We start from the raw sequence: 14,972 nt of genomic DNA, 5'->3' as shown, positions 1-14,972 counted from the left end.
CCGTATACACGCCACGGATCGCTACACGACACACTCCGGCAACACCCCGATTGGCGACCGGGGGTTCGTCGCCCCCTCCGTAGGTCGGAAGGGGCGGGGCATTCCGGAACCCGGTCCCTGAACGGCTGGACCGCCTGTCGGGCCGTCCGGGGCATGGTCGCCGGGTGAGGTCAGCTCAGGCTTGTCATCGGTTCCTGGGTGGGGCGTTCTGCGAGGCGGCGGCGTTCGGTGCGGCGTTTTTGTTGTTCGATTGGGTCGGCGACGGGCGACGCGAGCATGAGTTGGCGGGTGTAGGGGTGCTGGGGGTTGGTGGTGACGGCTTGGGCTGCGCCGGTCTCGACGCAGTCGCCTTGGTACAGGACGCTGACGCGGTGGCTGATGTGGCGGACCACCGCGAGGTCGTGGGTGACGAAGAGGTAGGCGACGCCGGTGCGGCGCTGGATGTCGAGGAACAGTTCGAGTACGCGGGCCTGGGTCGACAGGTCGAGGGCGGAGACCGGTTCGTCGCAGACGATGAGTCGGGGGCCCGGGGCCAACGCGCGGGCGATGGCGACACGTTGACGCTGTCCCCCGCTGAACTCGCGGGGCAGCCGCTCGGAGGCGTCCGCAGGCAGGCCGACCTGGTCGAGCAGGGTTCGGACACGGATCCGGGCGTCGCGGGCTGTGGCTCCCTGAACGACGAGGGGTTCGCTGAGGATGTCGCCGATGGTGAGCGACTGATTGAGCGAGGTGTAGGGGTCCTGGAAGACGACCTGGATGTCGCGGGCCAGTGCGCGGCGTTCCTTCGCGGTGGCGTGCGTGATGTCGCGACCGTCGAAACAGATGGTGCCGCCGCTGGGTTTGACCAGACCGAGGACGGCGCGTCCGATGGTGGTCTTGCCGGAGCCGGATTCGCCGACGAGGCCGAGAGTTTCGCCCTTGCCGATGGTCAGGGACACGTCGTGGAGGACTTGGTGGGGGCGGGCCCGGAAGCCACGGCCGGGGTACGCGACGCACAGGTCCCGCACGTCGAGCAGAGCAGTTGTCATCGTCATGCCTTCCGGCTGAATTCACGGTCGTCGGCCTCATGGCCACCGGAGCCGTCCGAGAGGCGGGACTCGCCTGAGTCGCTGGTGTCTTGATCGCTGCGCACGCTGTTGTCGTCGAGGATCGCTGCGAGAAGCATGCGGGTGTAGTCGTGCTGTGGATCGCGCAGGATGTCCAGGACGGGGCCGGTCTCGACGATCTCCCCTTGGCGCATCACCGCGAGGCGTTCGCAGATGTCGGCGACGACTCCGAAGTTGTGGGTGACCAGGAGGACGGCCATGTTCAGCTCTTCCTGCAGTTCGCGCAGCAGGTCGAGGATTTCCGCCTGGACGGTTACGTCCAGGGCGGTGGTGGGCTCGTCCGCGATCAGCAGTTTGGGGCGGCAGGCGACGGCCCCGGCGATGAGGACGCGCTGGGCCATGCCGCCGGAGATCTGGTGCGGGTACGACGCGAAGGTGCGTTCCGGGTCGGCGATCCCGACGCGGGCGAGGAGGGCGAGGATGTGTGCACGTGCCTCGCTGCGCGACTTGCCCGTGGTGGCGCGGAGTCCTTCGACGAGCTGTGATCCGACGGTGAATGCCGGGTCGAGGTTCGACATGGGTTCCTGTGGCACGTACGCGATGAACTTGCCGCGAAGTGCGCGCAGTTCGCGTTCGCTCAGGTCGAGGATCTCTTGCCCGTCGAGTTTGATCGAGCCGCGTGTGACGAACGCTTCGGGGGGCAGGACGCCGAGGGCGGCGAACGCGGTCTGGGTTTTGCCCGATCCCGACTCGCCCACCACGCCGAGGACTTCCCCGGCGTTGATGGTGAAGGTCACGCCGCTCACGACCTCGTGGAGTTCGCCTGAGGGAGTCGGGTAGGCGATGGCCAGGTCTTCGATCGTGAGCAGTCCGGAGACCGGTTCGGTCTCCTTCGACCGGGCGGGTTTCGCGGTGGGCGTGCGTGCCTTGCCCGGCTGGGACCGCTTGCCGGGTTTGGGTTGGGCGCCTTCGAGGGTGTCGCGGAGCGCGTTGCCGAACAGGACGAACGAGGCGTTGATGAGTCCGAGCAGGAGGCTCGGCCACAGGAACTGCAGGGGCTCGTTGTAGAGGTTGTGGAAGCCCTCAGAGACCATCGAGCCGAAGCTGGCGGTTTCGGAGGAGCCGAGGCCGAGGAATGCCAGGCCGGCTTGGAGACCGATGGCGCCGCCGGCGAGGAACGCGGCGGCGATGATGACCGGTCCGCGGACGACGAACAGCACGTGGCGGCCGAGGATTCGCAGGTTCGACAGTCCGGAGACCCGTGCGGCGTCGACGAACAGCTCGTTCTTGACGCCGACGACTTGGTTGCGTACGAGCCGGTAGATGCCCGGGGACATCAGGACGCCGAAGATCGCCATCGTCGCGCGGTAGTCGCCCTTGGTGACCGGCATGAGCACGATGAGCAGCAGCAGGCCCGGGAAGGTCATCAGCAGGTTGAACAGCCACTCGGTGGCGAAGCGGACCCGGGTGCCGAAGTATCCACCGATCAGGCCCGCGGTGACTCCGATGGCCAGGGCGATGCTCGCGGCGATGAGGGCGGACACCAGGCTGGTGTTGACGGAGTTGAGGAGCCGTGCGTAGATGTCGCGTCCGCTGCTGTCACCGCCGAGCAGGTAGCCGGGTGTGCCCGGCCCGGCGTCGATGGCGTCGAGGTTGGCGTCGTTGGGGCCGTGGGATGTGATGAGCGGGGTCAGGAGGCCCGCGGTGAAGATGATCAGGAGCAGGGCTGCGGAGATGACCGCCTGGGGGTCGCGCAGGAGCCTGCGGAAGGTCGATGTGCGGCGCTGGGGTTCGGCTGCGGCGGGCTCGCTCGTGGGTGGCTCGGCCGCGAGGGGGGCGGTGCTCAATGGATTCTCGCCTTCGGGTTGAGCCAGCCGTTGAGGAGGTCGACGATCAGGTTGACGCCGACGACGAGCAGCACCGCGAACAGGGTGACGCCCATGATCGCGGGGATGTCGCCTTGAAGGGAGGATTCGAAGGCGAAGCTGCCGAACCCGGGCAGCGCGAAGACCTTTTCGATGATCAGTGCGCCGCCGAACATGGCGATGAACTCCATGGACAGGACGGTCAGCGCCGGTCCTGCGGCGTTGCGCAGGGCGTGCCGAAGGACGATCGACCGAGTCGATATGCCGCGGGTACGCAGGGTGCGGATGTAGTCCTTGCGCAGTTCGTCGATCATCCGTCCGCGGACCTGCGCGGTCAGGCTCGCCATGCCGTGCAGTGACAGTGCGACTACGGGGATCGTGATCGACGCCAGCCACTGGCCGGGATCGTCGGCGAAGGGCGTGTACCCGGTCGCGGGCAGGATGTCCGCTCGGATGGCGAGCAGGTAGACCAGGACGATCGCGGTGAGCAGGCTCGGGATCAGCAGGCCCACGAGCGAGGCGCCTTGGGCGATGCGGTCGACCACGCCGCCGCGGGAGGCGGCCAGGACCCCGAGGGCCACGCTGACCAGGGCCGTGCACAAGAGCGCGGCCACGATGATGGACAGCGTGACGCCCAAGCGCGTGGTCACGGCGTCGCCGACCGGTTCGCTGGTGAAAAGGGAGACCCCGAAGTCACCTTGGACGGCATGTGACAGCCAGTCCCAGTACTGGACCAACACCGGCCGGTCGAAGCCGAGTTCGGCCTTCATCGCCGCCACCGTCTCCGGGTTGGCGGAGTCGCCGAGCCTGCTGGCGGCCACGTTGTCGAAGGACGTGCTCAGCAACAGGAAGGTGATCAAGGTGACCAGGATGGTCAGGAGCAGCGCCCCGCCCAGCCTGCGGATCACGTAGAGGATCATGGGGGTTTTTCCTTTTCACCGGTGTTGGCGCAGGTCAGCTCGATACTCCGAAGGCCCGGATGGTGGACGTGGTGGACGAGCCGTCACCGAGGTAGGTGATGCCGGCCTTGGTCACCCAGGACGTTCCCACGAAGAAGACCGGGGCGTACCAGGCGTTCTTGGTGCCGTAGGCGTTGAGTTTCCTGAACGCCTCGGTCGCTTTCGCCTGGTCTTGTTCGCTGGATGCCGCGAGGAGGAGGCCGGAGATCTCGGGGTTCGTGGTGTGGAACGGGTTGCGGCTGCCGTCGGGCGAGAAGTACTTCTTGGCGTCGTACGGGAAGGAGCCCAGGCCGTCGGCGGTGAAGTACATCGCGTACTTGCCGGAGGTCAGTGCGATGTTGTTGTTCTGCGGCGGCACCGGTTCCCAGGTGACGTTGATCCCGATGTCCTTCAGGGCCTGGCCGATGGTCGGCTCGAAGGGCTTGGTGTAGTACAGGCTCGGCATCGTCACGGAGAACCCGTCGGGGTAGCCGGCCTCGGCCAGCAGTTTCTTCGCGCCTGCCGGGTCGTACGGGTAGGTGGTGTCCAGTGCCGGGTCGTACACGGGGCTCTTGGGGTTGACGATCTGCTCGGTGGGCTGTCCCGCGCCCCGCAGGAACTGGGTGACGATCTTCTGCCGGTCGAAGGCCATGTTGATCGCCTGGCGCACGCGCACGTCGGCGAGCGGTTTGACGACCGCACCGTCCCGGTCCAGCAGGACCAGGGTGCCGACCGAGGTCGCCGAGACCGGGGTGACGCCGAAGCCGGCGCTCTTGACCTGGTCGATCTGGGTGGTCTCGACGGTGCCGGCGTTGAGTTGACCGGCCTGCAGCGCGTTGACCGCGGCGGTGCGGTCCGCCATCACCTTGATGTTGACGGTCTCGAACGGGTAGGCGTCCTTGTTCCAATAGTCGTCGCGCTTCTTGAGCACGTACGTGGAGCCGTTCACCGTCGCGGCCTTGTCGAGGATGTACGGGCCCGACCCGACCGGGTTCAGGGCCGCGCTCGGGTCCTTCATCGTCGCCGGATCGGCGATCGCGCCGGCCGACAGCGTCAACGCGGGCACCAGGGACGCATCCGCGTACTTGAGCTTGAGGACGACGGTGACGTCGTCGGGAGCCTCGATCGACTCGATCGCCTCAAGAGAACTCTGGACCGAGCCGGGTGTGGCGCGGACGTAGTCCAGGCTCGCCTTCACCCCGGCCGCGTTGACCACGTGGCCGTTGCTGAACTTCATGCCGGTGCGCAGCTTGAGGGTCAGCGTGCGCCCGGCGTCCGTGTAGGCCCAACTCTCCGCCGCGTTCGGCTGTATCTGGCCCTTGTTGTCGGTGCACAGGAGCGTGTCGTACACCGAGCCCCACACGTACGACGGCTGCCCGTCCGAAAGCTGGGCCACCTGGAAGGAGTTGGGAGCACCCAGCACGGCCAATGCCAGCGTGTCGGTGCCCGCGGCGGGCTTGTCCGCGCCGCCGCACGCTGCCGTCGCCAGCAGGACGCAGGAGGTGAGGGCCGCGACCGGGGTGTACCGGCGGATGCGGCGGGATCTTGACTGTGTGGGCATCGGGAAAGTCCTTTGCTCCGGGAATGGACGGGAGGGCCGTCCGGGTGAACAACGTTTCCTTGCGGTTACCGGATAATTAAGTGTTCCGAACGGAACGGCGGCTAGCTGTTGCCATCAGTTGCCACCTCTTCGCATCGATTTCCGTAAACCCGCCTGCGGCCATTCCGCGTGCGCGCGAATTTTGGGCGCACGAATTCGACGCACCCCTGCCCTCGCGTATGACGGCGCGCGCCGGCGCTGCCGCCGTTCGCAGGAAGATCGCTGTCGCTGGTGGGCACCGGGCGTAGCAAACGGCCAGGTCAAAGGCTCCTATTGAGCTTCGGATCGGCCTGGGGAAGCTGATGCCGCAGGGGCGGTCGCCGCAGGGATCTCACTCGACCCGCTGCAGCACGGAATCGCGCAATGCCCTCCATTTTCGTGTAGTCAGCCAGTAAACGTATGGCCCTGCCGGTGACTCGGCGCAGGGTCGGGTTCCGTGCGCATCGCGGGGCTATTTGGCTTTATCCCGGGCGTGGTGGCCCCGTGGAATCGCGGATGACGAGTTTGACCGGCAGGGTGATGGGTCTTCGCAAAACAGCCGCGGGGTTTTTCATGGCGGTGAGCACCGCGTTGACCGCGGCTCGGCCTTGTGTGCGCAGTGGCGCGCCGACGGTGGTGAGCGCGGGGGTGACGATCTGCGCGGGGAGGACGTTGTCGAACCCGACGACGCTGACGTGTTCGGGCACGCGGACGCCGCGATGTTGCAGGGCGAGCATGAAACCGATGGCGAGCTGGTCGTTGTAGGCGACGACCGCCGTCGGCAGCGCACCCCACAGCGCTTCGGCAGCCTGCTGTCCGCCCCGGACCGTGGGGGTGTACGGGCCACTCCGCCGGGCCGTGCACCCGAGGTCGCGGGCGGCGTCGAGCAGCCCGCGCCAGCGAGCACCGTCGACCCGGGACGCCTGCGGGCCGCCGATGTAGGTGAGTGTGCGGTGGCCCAGCGTGCTCAGGTGCTCCACGATCGCGCGCATGCCGTGCTCGCTGTCGAGCAGGATGCCCGGAACATCGGCGACATCGCGGTTGAGGACCACGACTGGGCGGTTCCCGGCCGCCTCGCCGATCGCCGCATCCGACAGCCTCGTCCCCGCCAGGATCACTCCCTCGACTGCGGGCAGGGCCCGTTCCAGGCCGCCGAGTTCGTACCGGTCCGATTCCTGGGCGTCGATGAGAACCAGGATGTATCCGGCTTCGGTGGCGGCGGACTGCGCACCTGCGATGATCTCGGTGTAGACCGGGTTGGTCACATCGGAGACCACCAGGGCGAGCATGGAGGTCCGGCCGGTGCGAAGCCCGGGGCCGAGCGGATTGGCGTGGTATCCGAGTTCGGCCGCGACCCGGCGGATGTGCGCGGCGGTGTGGGCGCTGACGCGGCCGGGGCGCGTCAATGCCCGCGACACCGTGGAGGTGGCCACGCCTGCGGCCTTGGCGACGTCATAGATCGTCGCCGACCTCGACGGAACGCCCGCACCACGGGAGCCGCGCTCACGAGCAGTCACATCTCACCTGTTCTTTCAAGGGACCTGGTCCCAGACTTGCGCCGGGGGGTCACCGTTCGTTCGAGCCGCTGGAAGGCGGTTCGGCGAGGCCGCCGGCCGGCCCACGAAAGCCGCACTCCTAGAGGTGGCCGGCCCAGCAGTCCGCGATGTCCGGGGCGGGTTCGGTGATCCAGTCGGTGTCGCCGCCGATCTGGCGGGTGCGGTCCGGGGTGGGGAGCGTGTCGTGGGCGGGCCACCCGGGGTCGCCGGTGGCGAGGAAAGAGGCCCAGGCGCCGGTGAGTGTGTCGCGGATGGCGCGGTGTTCAAGGTTGTCGATGCCCAGGCGCGCGAGCTTGTCGAAGGTGTACATCGCATCGGAGCCGTGGTAGGCGCCGCTTCGCTCGCCGAGCGGCGTGCCGGAGAACAGGTAGGAGTACGCGCGGCCGCCCGCGGCCGCCTGTGCCCGAGCCAGTTCTGCCGCCGGGATCCGGTAGACGGCGTCGGCCAGGAAAAGCGTCCGCAACGCGGCCAGGTCTTCCGTGCCGTTTCCGGGTGCGGAATCGCTGCCTTGGGCGGCGGCGGAGCGTATGCGGGCGCGGTACGCCTCCAGCAGGCGCCCCGGATCGCGTACCCCGACCAAGCTCATCTGGGTGAGCAGCGCGGACTCGTCGCGGGGTGTGTAGTTGGTGCCAAGTGCGGCGAAGATCGTGAATTCGTCGCGGTTGGCGCCGATGAGCAGGGGGATGTGCGCGGCGGCACCCGCGGCGACGGCTTCGAACGGGTCACGTTCGACGATGGTGCCGTCGAGGACGATGTCCCACCGGCGTCCGCCGGGCAGGCATCGGGTGGCGACGTCGGACTCGATCACGGTGCGCTGGGCCGCGAGCAGCCGGTCAAGGGGCACTTCGGCGATGCCGGCCATGTCCTTGACGCCGACTGCCGAGAACACGGCTTTGGTGATGGCGGTAGCGGCTTCGGGTGTGGTGACGCGGCCGGTGCTGCGGCTGTGCAGGATCGCCTTGTGGAAGGTGCCGGCCGCGGCGGGAAGGGTGAGCAGCGCACTGACCGAGCGCGCGCCGGCGGATCCACCCCCGATGGTGACGTTGCCGGGGTCACCGCCGAACGCCGTGATGTTGTCGCGCACCCAGTGGAGCGCTGCCGCTTGGTCCTGCAGGCCGAGGTTGGCGCCGGTGGCCCAGTCCTCGCGGTCGGAGCCGGCGGGATAGAGCCATCCCAGCGCCCCGACACGGTAGTTGGCGGTAACGACGACGGCTCCGGTCTGCCGGGACAGGGCCGCGCCGTCCGTCATCGGCGGGGACGCCGAGCCGCTTTCGAGGCCGCCTCCGTAGAACCACACCAACACGGGGCGACGTCCGCCCGGTTCGGGTGTCCACACGTTGAGGTACAGGCAGTCTTCCGAGGTGTCGATGCTGAGCGCTCGAGCGGCCACCATCAACGCGGCAGCGGGGGGAAGCCCTCCTTCGGCATCCGCTTTCCCGGATCCGCCGGCGGGGGCGCGCTGATCGTCCGTCGACCCGGCGCGGCTGCGTTGGGGTGGGGCGGCGGGAAAAGTGATCGCGTCGCGGACACCGGTCCACGGGCTCGGCGGTTGCGGGGGGCGGAACCGCCGGGGCCCAGTGGGTGGGGCGGCGTACGGAATTCCGGCGAAGACGGCGCCACCCGGGGCGACCGCGGTTCCGCGCAGTTGTCCGTACGTCGTGTCCACGACCGGGGGTGCGCTGTTCGGGTTCATCGGCGGGGTACCTCACGCTCAAGGTCTGGTGCTCGCTCGGAGCCGGGCGGCGCTCGCGCCCAGCAGCCGTGCCGTGTGGGTCTGGCCACGGCGGCGGCCGGTGGGACATCGGGTGACGGGGGCGGAGCTGGGATTCGCTGCGGCTGGGTGTGCCGCACCTCGTCCCGCAGCGGAGCCGGGATGCCGGTCCCTTCTCATCCGTGCTTCGCGGCTGAGGGTGGTGGCGCGCTGAGAGATCCGGTTGCGGTTACCTCGGGGTTTCCGAAAGTGGGCAGTGAGAGACATTAGCGCGCGCTAAATCACCTGTCGATAGTCACCGAAGGCTTTTGGGTTCGCTATCGGCCGCCAATCGGGAAAAGAAGCCGATATCACTCTTCTCGGACAAACGGCGGGTCGGCACTGCCGAACTCGTGTGAGCGCCGCGCCGTTCCTCGGCGCCGCCTTTCTTCGTCGGCCCTCGCTCCTGCGACAGGGCAGCGCGGTGCCCCGGACGGTCGGCAGGGACCGGCGCCCGCGCCTCCACGCCGGGTGGCTCAGGTGGGACGTGCTGGTCAGGTGCTCGCGCGGCGCACGACGACGGCCTCGTCCTCGGGCGGAGGGGCGACGTCCCGGTCCCCGCCGAGTAGGCGCAGCACCCGTTGGGCGATGTGCCGCCCGAGTTCGGCCTCGTCCAGCCGGACTGTGCTCAGCGCAGGGACGAACAGACGCGAGACCGGGTTGTCGCCGTACCCGATGACCGCGAGTTCACCCGGCACCGCGATCCCGGCGGTCAGCGCCGCGCCGACCACGACCGCGGCGGACACATCGCTGTTCGCCACCACACCGGTGACACCTGCGGCCCGCCACTCGCGCACCGCCGCGACGGCGGCCTCGCCTGGACCTTCGAGCAGCCGCTCGTCGACGAGACGGCACCCGACCCGCTCGGCGCTCGCGCGTGTCTCGGCCGCGCGTGCCTTCACCAGTGCGGCGATCCGAGGATTGACCGGGCCGACGAACGCCAGACGCGTGTGGCCCAGTTCGTGCAGATGGTCCACTTGCAGCGCGGCGCCGAGCCGAAAACTCGGCATGGCCTCGGGGTTCATGGCGGCCTCATGGTCGGGGTACAGGCGCGGCGAGCCCGGCCGCCGGAAGTACGCGAGGTCGTCTTCACCGAGCCCGGAGATCGGCACGACGACGTCCGGGTCGAGGACCTCCCACAACGGGCGAACCTTGGCGTCAGCCCGGCGCCTCCAGGCGATTGTCGTGTACCCGGCCTGTTCCAACTCGGCCTCGGCCCCATCCAGGTAGCCCCGCAGGGCCTCGCCCACCGGCCAGTCCGGGAGGACGAAAAGCACAAGGCGGTTGCTTCCCCGGGCGAGCGCCTGCGCTGTCGCGTGCGGCCGGTACCCCAACCGTTCGGCCTCGGCCAGCACCCGCTCACGCGTGGCCGGCGCGACAAGCCCGCTGCGGACGCTGTCGAAGACGAAGCCCACCGTCGCCCGGGACACCCCCAGCGACCGTGCGACATCGCTCGCGGTCACCCGCCGCTCACTCATTCCGGCCCATCCTGACCGCCGACCAGCACACTTCCACGGCGCATCACACGCTCGAACAGCAAGACTAGCGACGCGGCACAACGAGCCTTCGCTCACCTCGGAAGTCACCGACCGGAACGCTTCTCATCCGGCGGTGGCTCTCCGTCGAGCCCGTAACCATCGGATCGCTGCGTCGACAGCGCGAGAAGTCGCGAGCCCGACGACACCAGGACATTGCCAACAGGCCCTCGCTCACGGTCGCTTCTCGTGGGTGCTCGGTGGGGTCGTCGCAACGGCGAACTACCCTGTCGGCGCGTCCGGGCGGCTGCTTCCCGGGGGAGTGCCGGGTGGTCCCGCGGTGTGCGTGAGGGGGGCGGCGTGTTCGCGGAGCCGCATGAACGCGGGGGCGTGTGGCGCGGTGGCGGCGATCGAGTAGGTGACGATGGTCAGGCCGGGGTCGGCGGGGATTTCGAGGGCGTCGTAGTCGAGGTCCAAGTCGCCGACGTCGGGATGGTGGAAGTGTTGCTGTCCGCTGCGGTAGTACTCGACGTCGTGGGCGTCCCAGTGCGCGGCGAATTCGGTGCTGTGGGCGGTGAGTTCGTCGATGAGGTCGGCGAGGTCCGTGTTGTGGGGCGTGCGGGCGGCTTCGGTGCGCAGGCTGCCGACGGCGTCGTGGGCGATGCGCTCCCAGTCGCGGTAGAAACGGCGGGCGCGCGGGTCGAGGAAGACGAAGCGGGCCAGGTTCGGGGGCAGGTCGGTAGTGTCGAGGGCTTCGCGGTACAGGGCGCGGGCGAGCCGGTTGGTGGCCAGGACGTCCAGGTGGGCGTTGCGGACGAACGCGGCGGCTCCGGTCATGGCGTCGAGGACTTGCCGGACGCTGGGGCGGATGTGTGAGGCCTTGCCGTCGCGGTCGCCGGCGCGGTGGGACGTGCCGGCGGCACGGACGAGGGCGGCCAGGTGGGCGCGTTCGACGTCGTCGAGCCGGAGGGCGTTGGCGAGGCTGTCGAGGATCTCCTCCGAGACTCCCCCGACGTTCCCGCGTTCGAGGCGGGTGTAGTACTCGACACTGATCGCGGCGAGCTGCGCGACCTCGGAACGCCGCAGACCACTGACCCGACGCCGCCCGCCGAAGTCGGGCAGGCCGGCCTGCTGCGGGGTGAGACGGGCGCGACGACTGGTGAGGAAGCGGCGGATGTCCTCGCGGACGGCGTCGGTCGGCACCGTTTCAGCCTAGGACAAACCCCAGCGCGCGGGGGCCCTCGCAGTACCCCTCCCGGCAAGGACTCCCAGGTCAGACGGGATGCGTGGTTCCGTGGACGGGTGACCGGGGCCGATGATCCCGGCATATCGCCCCTCGCCCGGAAGGAACACCTGGCGCCATGCCCCGCACTGCTTCGCCGTACCGGCCGTCGGGGGTGGCCGCGCCCGAGGCGAACCGGCACACCACGGCAACGCTGGCCGCCGCCGTCCTCGGCTTCTTCGTGATCACCCTCGACGCGACCATCGTGAACGTCGCCCTGCCCTCGATCCGTGACGCGCTGGGCGGGGGGATCACCGGCCTTCAGTGGGTGGTCGACGCCTACACGCTGATGTTCGCGGCACTGCTGCTGTCCGCCGGGGCTCTCTCGGACCGGATCGGCGCGCGCAAGGCGTTCGCCGGCGGCCTGACCCTGTTCGTCGTCGCGTCTGCGGCTTGCGGCCTGGCCCCGTCGCTGCCGGTGCTCATCGCCGCGCGCGGGGTGCAGGGCATCGGTGCGGCCGTTGCCATGCCCACCTCGATGGCGCTGGTGCGCCAGGCGTTTCCCGACCCGGCCCGCCGGGCGCGCGCGGTGGGGGTGTGGGCCATGGGCGGAGCCATGGCTGCCGCCGCAGGCCCGGTACTCGGCGGACTGCTGAGCCTCGCCTCCTGGCGGATGATCTTCTGGATCAACCTGCCGGTGGGGATCGTGACCCTGGTGCTGCTGTCCCGCACCCCGCACTCGCCGACCCGGCCCGCGCCGTTCGACTGGATCGGTCAGATCACCGCCGTCCTCGCGATGGGCGGCCTGACCTTCGGGGCGATCGAGGCCGGCGACGCCGGGTTCACCGCCCCGCAGGTGCCTGCCTCATTGGGAATCGCGGTCGTCGCGCTGGCCGCGTTCATCACGGCGCAGGCCAAGGTGAGCCATCCGATGGTGCCGCTCACCCTGCTCCGCTCGCCGACCGTGGTCGTCGCCACCGGCATCGGGTTCGCGTTCATGGTCGGTTTCTACGGCCTGCCGTTCCTGTTCTCCCTGTACTTCCAGCAACAGCACGGCCTGTCCGCGCTGGGCGCCGGCATCGCGTTCCTGCCGATGATGCTGCTCAGCGCCTGCCTGACCCCGTTCTCCGCGCGCATCGCCGAGCGCACGGGCCCGCGCGTCCCGATCATCGCCGGGCTGACCCTGATCGCGGCCGGCTCGGTCGCCCTCGCCGTGGCCCCCGCCTCGACCCCGGTGTGGGCGAGCGCGCTGCTGCTCGTTCCGGTCGGCATGGCAGGCCCGCTGGTGATGCCCCCGACCACCGCCCTCCTCCTGGACGCCGTCCCCTCCGAGCAGACCGGCACCGCCGGCGGGGTGTTCAACACCAGCCGCCAAATCGGCGGCGCCCTGGCCGTGGCCGTCTTCGGCGCACTGATCTCCGCCCCGGCCGGATTCCAGCACGGCCTGCGCGTCAGCCTCGCCGCGGCCGCGGCTGTGGCACTCCTCGCCGCCCTGGCCGCCCTCCACATGGGTACCGCCTCACCCCGCGACGCCTGATCGCCGGGCCACACCGGCAGATCCATCGAGAAGCGCCACGCCTTGGTCGTCGGCGGACTTCCGGCTTGCCCGGTCCCGACGGGCGGGGCTGGGGCCGTTCGGCGTCGGTAAGCCTGGCTGCCTTGTCGACGGGCACGAGGCAGGCATCCGCTCGGCCATCGCCCTCCTCGTCGCGCAGGACCTCGACATCCCGGTACAGGACATCGTCGTCCAGGTCGGCGACTCGCGTTGGTCGGCGTGGCACCCGCCATCGCCAACGCGGTCTTCCACGCCACCGACCGGCGACAGCGCCAACTCTCCAGTGGACAACCTCACCACCGAGCGTGAGGTGCGGGCCGCGGCGCCTCAGGTCGGATTGGTGTCGGATTTGCGCCAGGCCCAGATGCCCTCGGGGGCGTCCGGGACCGGTTGGCAGTCGGCGGCGCGCAATTCGGTGTCGATGGTGGCGTGCGAGACGACGACGGAGGGGAAGGAGACCTGGTCCTGCGTGACCAGCGCGTCTTCTTCGTGTACGCGGTAGGTGACGGTCCACACCATGCCGTCCCCCTCGGTGCGGGCCTGGGAGACGGTGTCGTAGCGGCGGCGGCCGAGGGTGCGTCCGAGTATGACGGACGGCGGGATGTCGGTGGGTTCCTGCGGGAATTGCTCGTCGGTGATCACCAGTCCGCCCGGCCGCAGACGCGGTACCCAGTGGCGCCACGCCGCGTTGCGGTCGGTGCCTGTGAGGTGGGTGAGCATGTGCAACATGACCACGGCGTCGAAGGGTTCGGGGACCTGGGCGGTGATGGCGTCTTCAGGGAGGATCGTCACCGGCGGGTTGTCCAGGCCGGAAAGGCGCGTTGCCAGAGCCGCCCGCATGACCGCCGACGGCTCGACGGCGAACAACTCGCCGTCGTCGGAGAGCTGTTCCACCAGGACGGCCGTGAACAGGCCGGTACCCGACCCGATTTCGACGATGCGGTTGCTTCCGGGGAGGAGGGCGCGGAGGCCGGTGGTGATTCGGTCGCGCTGCTCCGCAGGGAAGATCAGGTCGTAGTACTGGGCGTTGACGGCGTAGCCGTCTTTGCCGGAGAGGTCGGTCATCGGATGGGCTCCCGGGGTCGGCGAGAGGGCATGCGAACGGGCTGTGCGCGGGGGTGAGGCCGGCGGTGCCGTGGAAGGGGAAGTGCGGTGCGGCGGCGACACGTGTTGTGCCTGTCGCCGCACCGTCTTCGCCGTCAGTCGCGGGGGGTGATCAGGCCGCGTTCGTAGGCGCGGATGAGTCGGCGGGGGACGAGGTGTTCGCGTCCGTCGAGCGTGATGGGGACGAGGTCGGGTGTCGTCGCCTTCCATTGCGCTCGGCGGCTGCGGGTGTTGGCGCGGGACATGCGGCGTTTGGGAACGGCCATGTGGGCGGGTGTCCTTTGCTGGGTGTCGGTTTCGGCGTGGTGGGGCGGTTACCAACTGGCCTTGCGGATGCCCGGGAGGTATCCGGCGTGGGCTTGCTCGCGGAATCTGACGCGGGACAGGCCGAAGGTGCGCAGGTGGCCGCGCGGGCGGCCGTCGACCGAATCGCGGTTGCGCACCCGTGTGGCGCTCGCGTCGCGCGGGTGTCGGCGCAACTCCCGCAGGGCGGCGGTGCGTTCGGCGTCGGTCGAGCGGGGGCTGCGGAGGATTTCCTTGAGATGAGCGCGGCGTTCCGCGTACCGGGCGACGATCGCGCGGCGGCGGTCGTTCTTGGCGATCTTGCTCTTCTTGGCCATCAGATCTTCTCCCCGCGTGCCCGGATCGCGGCGACGACGGCTTCGATGCCGCGCCGGTCGACGGTCTTGATGCCTTTGGCGCTGAGCGTGAGGGTGACGTACCGCCCTTCGGACGCCAGCCAGTAGCGCTTGCGCTGGATGTTGGGGTCGAACCGGCGCCGGGTACGCCGGTGCGAATGTGAGATGGCGTTGCCGAACGCCGGCTTTTTGCCGGTGACTTGGCAGTGTGCGGACATGGGGGGCTCCGATGGGTCGGGCGCCG

Annotated in this window: 13 protein-coding genes; 1 reads left to right on the top strand and 12 read right to left on the bottom strand. The window is 69.5% G+C overall.

Translation table 11 applies throughout. The features are described 5' to 3' along the window. Positions 1–170: 170 nt before the first annotated feature. The 8 genes from LO772_RS10400 to LO772_RS10365 all read right to left on the bottom strand — a co-directional run bounded on the left by LO772_RS10400 (position 171) and on the right by LO772_RS10365 (position 11,412). Positions 171–1,028 carry an ATP-binding cassette domain-containing protein gene (locus tag LO772_RS10400; protein ID WP_231778114.1) on the bottom strand — a complete coding sequence of 286 codons (858 nt, stop codon included), beginning with the start codon at positions 1,026–1,028 and terminating at the stop codon, positions 171–173. Between the two features lie 2 nt (positions 1,029–1,030). Beyond that, complete coding sequence (locus LO772_RS10395) at positions 1,031–2,893, bottom strand: dipeptide/oligopeptide/nickel ABC transporter permease/ATP-binding protein (RefSeq protein WP_231778113.1); 1,863 nt, start codon at positions 2,891–2,893, stop codon at positions 1,031–1,033. Next, positions 2,890–3,831 (bottom strand): ABC transporter permease, encoded by a 942-nt coding sequence (locus LO772_RS10390; protein WP_231778112.1) that lies wholly within the window; start codon positions 3,829–3,831, stop codon positions 2,890–2,892. Before LO772_RS10390 ends, LO772_RS10395 begins: the two co-directional genes overlap by 4 nt. A 34-nt stretch (positions 3,832–3,865) precedes the next feature. Next, positions 3,866–5,410, bottom strand: a complete 1,545-nt coding sequence (locus tag LO772_RS10385) for an ABC transporter substrate-binding protein (RefSeq protein WP_231778111.1) — start codon at positions 5,408–5,410, stop codon at positions 3,866–3,868. 500 nt (positions 5,411–5,910) lie between these two features. Then, positions 5,911–6,945 carry a LacI family DNA-binding transcriptional regulator gene (locus tag LO772_RS10380; protein ID WP_269453182.1) on the bottom strand — a complete coding sequence of 345 codons (1,035 nt, stop codon included), beginning with the start codon at positions 6,943–6,945 and terminating at the stop codon, positions 5,911–5,913. Positions 6,946–7,063: 118 nt separating this feature from the next. Then, the gene (locus LO772_RS10375) at positions 7,064–8,677 is read right to left on the bottom strand and encodes a carboxylesterase/lipase family protein (protein ID WP_231778109.1); all 1,614 of its coding nucleotides are present in this window, start codon (positions 8,675–8,677) and stop codon (positions 7,064–7,066) included. Positions 8,678–9,228: 551 nt separating this feature from the next. Then, positions 9,229–10,212 (bottom strand): LacI family DNA-binding transcriptional regulator, encoded by a 984-nt coding sequence (locus LO772_RS10370; RefSeq protein WP_231778108.1) that lies wholly within the window; start codon positions 10,210–10,212, stop codon positions 9,229–9,231. 279 nt (positions 10,213–10,491) lie between these two features. Further along, positions 10,492–11,412 (bottom strand): helix-turn-helix transcriptional regulator, encoded by a 921-nt coding sequence (locus LO772_RS10365; RefSeq protein ID WP_231778107.1) that lies wholly within the window; start codon positions 11,410–11,412, stop codon positions 10,492–10,494. A gap of 158 nt (positions 11,413–11,570) precedes the next feature. On the opposite strand from LO772_RS10365, the gene LO772_RS10360 reads away from it, so the two are divergent. Beyond that, positions 11,571–12,968, top strand: coding sequence for an MFS transporter (locus LO772_RS10360; protein ID WP_231778106.1), 1,398 nt, complete (start codon positions 11,571–11,573; stop codon positions 12,966–12,968). Positions 12,969–13,313: 345 nt separating this feature from the next. On the opposite strand, the gene LO772_RS10355 is transcribed toward LO772_RS10360, so the two are convergent. From LO772_RS10355 to rpmB, 4 genes are all read right to left on the bottom strand, one after another. Further along, complete coding sequence (locus LO772_RS10355) at positions 13,314–14,051, bottom strand: class I SAM-dependent methyltransferase (protein ID WP_231778105.1); 738 nt, start codon at positions 14,049–14,051, stop codon at positions 13,314–13,316. Between the two features lie 134 nt (positions 14,052–14,185). After that, complete coding sequence (rpmF, locus tag LO772_RS10350; RefSeq protein WP_231778104.1) at positions 14,186–14,356, bottom strand: 50S ribosomal protein L32; 171 nt, start codon at positions 14,354–14,356, stop codon at positions 14,186–14,188. Positions 14,357–14,404: 48 nt separating this feature from the next. Continuing rightward, positions 14,405–14,710: a 30S ribosomal protein S14 gene (gene rpsN / locus LO772_RS10345; protein ID WP_231778103.1), complete on the bottom strand. Its 306-nt coding sequence runs from the start codon at positions 14,708–14,710 to the stop codon at positions 14,405–14,407. Beyond that, a complete protein-coding gene (rpmB, locus tag LO772_RS10340) occupies positions 14,710–14,946 on the bottom strand; it encodes a 50S ribosomal protein L28 (RefSeq protein ID WP_231778102.1) in 237 nt (78 codons plus the stop codon). Before rpmB ends, rpsN begins: the two co-directional genes overlap by 1 nt. Between the last annotated feature and the right edge of the window lie 26 nt (positions 14,947–14,972).

It is taken from the genome of Yinghuangia sp. ASG 101 (genome assembly GCF_021165735.1).
Lineage (GTDB): Bacteria > Actinomycetota > Actinomycetes > Streptomycetales > Streptomycetaceae > Yinghuangia.
Note: the sequence above shows the minus strand (reverse complement) of the source record. Positions and strands in the feature narration are given on the sequence as shown.

Coding starts and splice junctions, on each gene's coding strand:
- LO772_RS10400 (WP_231778114.1), bottom strand. CDS start 1,028: ATGACAACTGCTCTGCTCGACGTGCGGGACCTGTGCGTCGCGTACCCC.
- rpsN (WP_231778103.1), bottom strand. CDS start 14,710: ATGGCCAAGAAGAGCAAGATCGCCAAGAACGACCGCCGCCGCGCGATC.
- rpmF (WP_231778104.1), bottom strand. CDS start 14,356: ATGGCCGTTCCCAAACGCCGCATGTCCCGCGCCAACACCCGCAGCCGC.
- LO772_RS10370 (WP_231778108.1), bottom strand. CDS start 10,212: ATGAGTGAGCGGCGGGTGACCGCGAGCGATGTCGCACGGTCGCTGGGG.
- LO772_RS10385 (WP_231778111.1), bottom strand. CDS start 5,410: ATGCCCACACAGTCAAGATCCCGCCGCATCCGCCGGTACACCCCGGTC.
- rpmB (WP_231778102.1), bottom strand. CDS start 14,946: ATGTCCGCACACTGCCAAGTCACCGGCAAAAAGCCGGCGTTCGGCAAC.
- LO772_RS10360 (WP_231778106.1), top strand. CDS start 11,571: ATGCCCCGCACTGCTTCGCCGTACCGGCCGTCGGGGGTGGCCGCGCCC.
- LO772_RS10375 (WP_231778109.1), bottom strand. CDS start 8,677: ATGAACCCGAACAGCGCACCCCCGGTCGTGGACACGACGTACGGACAA.
- LO772_RS10390 (WP_231778112.1), bottom strand. CDS start 3,831: ATGATCCTCTACGTGATCCGCAGGCTGGGCGGGGCGCTGCTCCTGACC.
- LO772_RS10355 (WP_231778105.1), bottom strand. CDS start 14,051: ATGACCGACCTCTCCGGCAAAGACGGCTACGCCGTCAACGCCCAGTAC.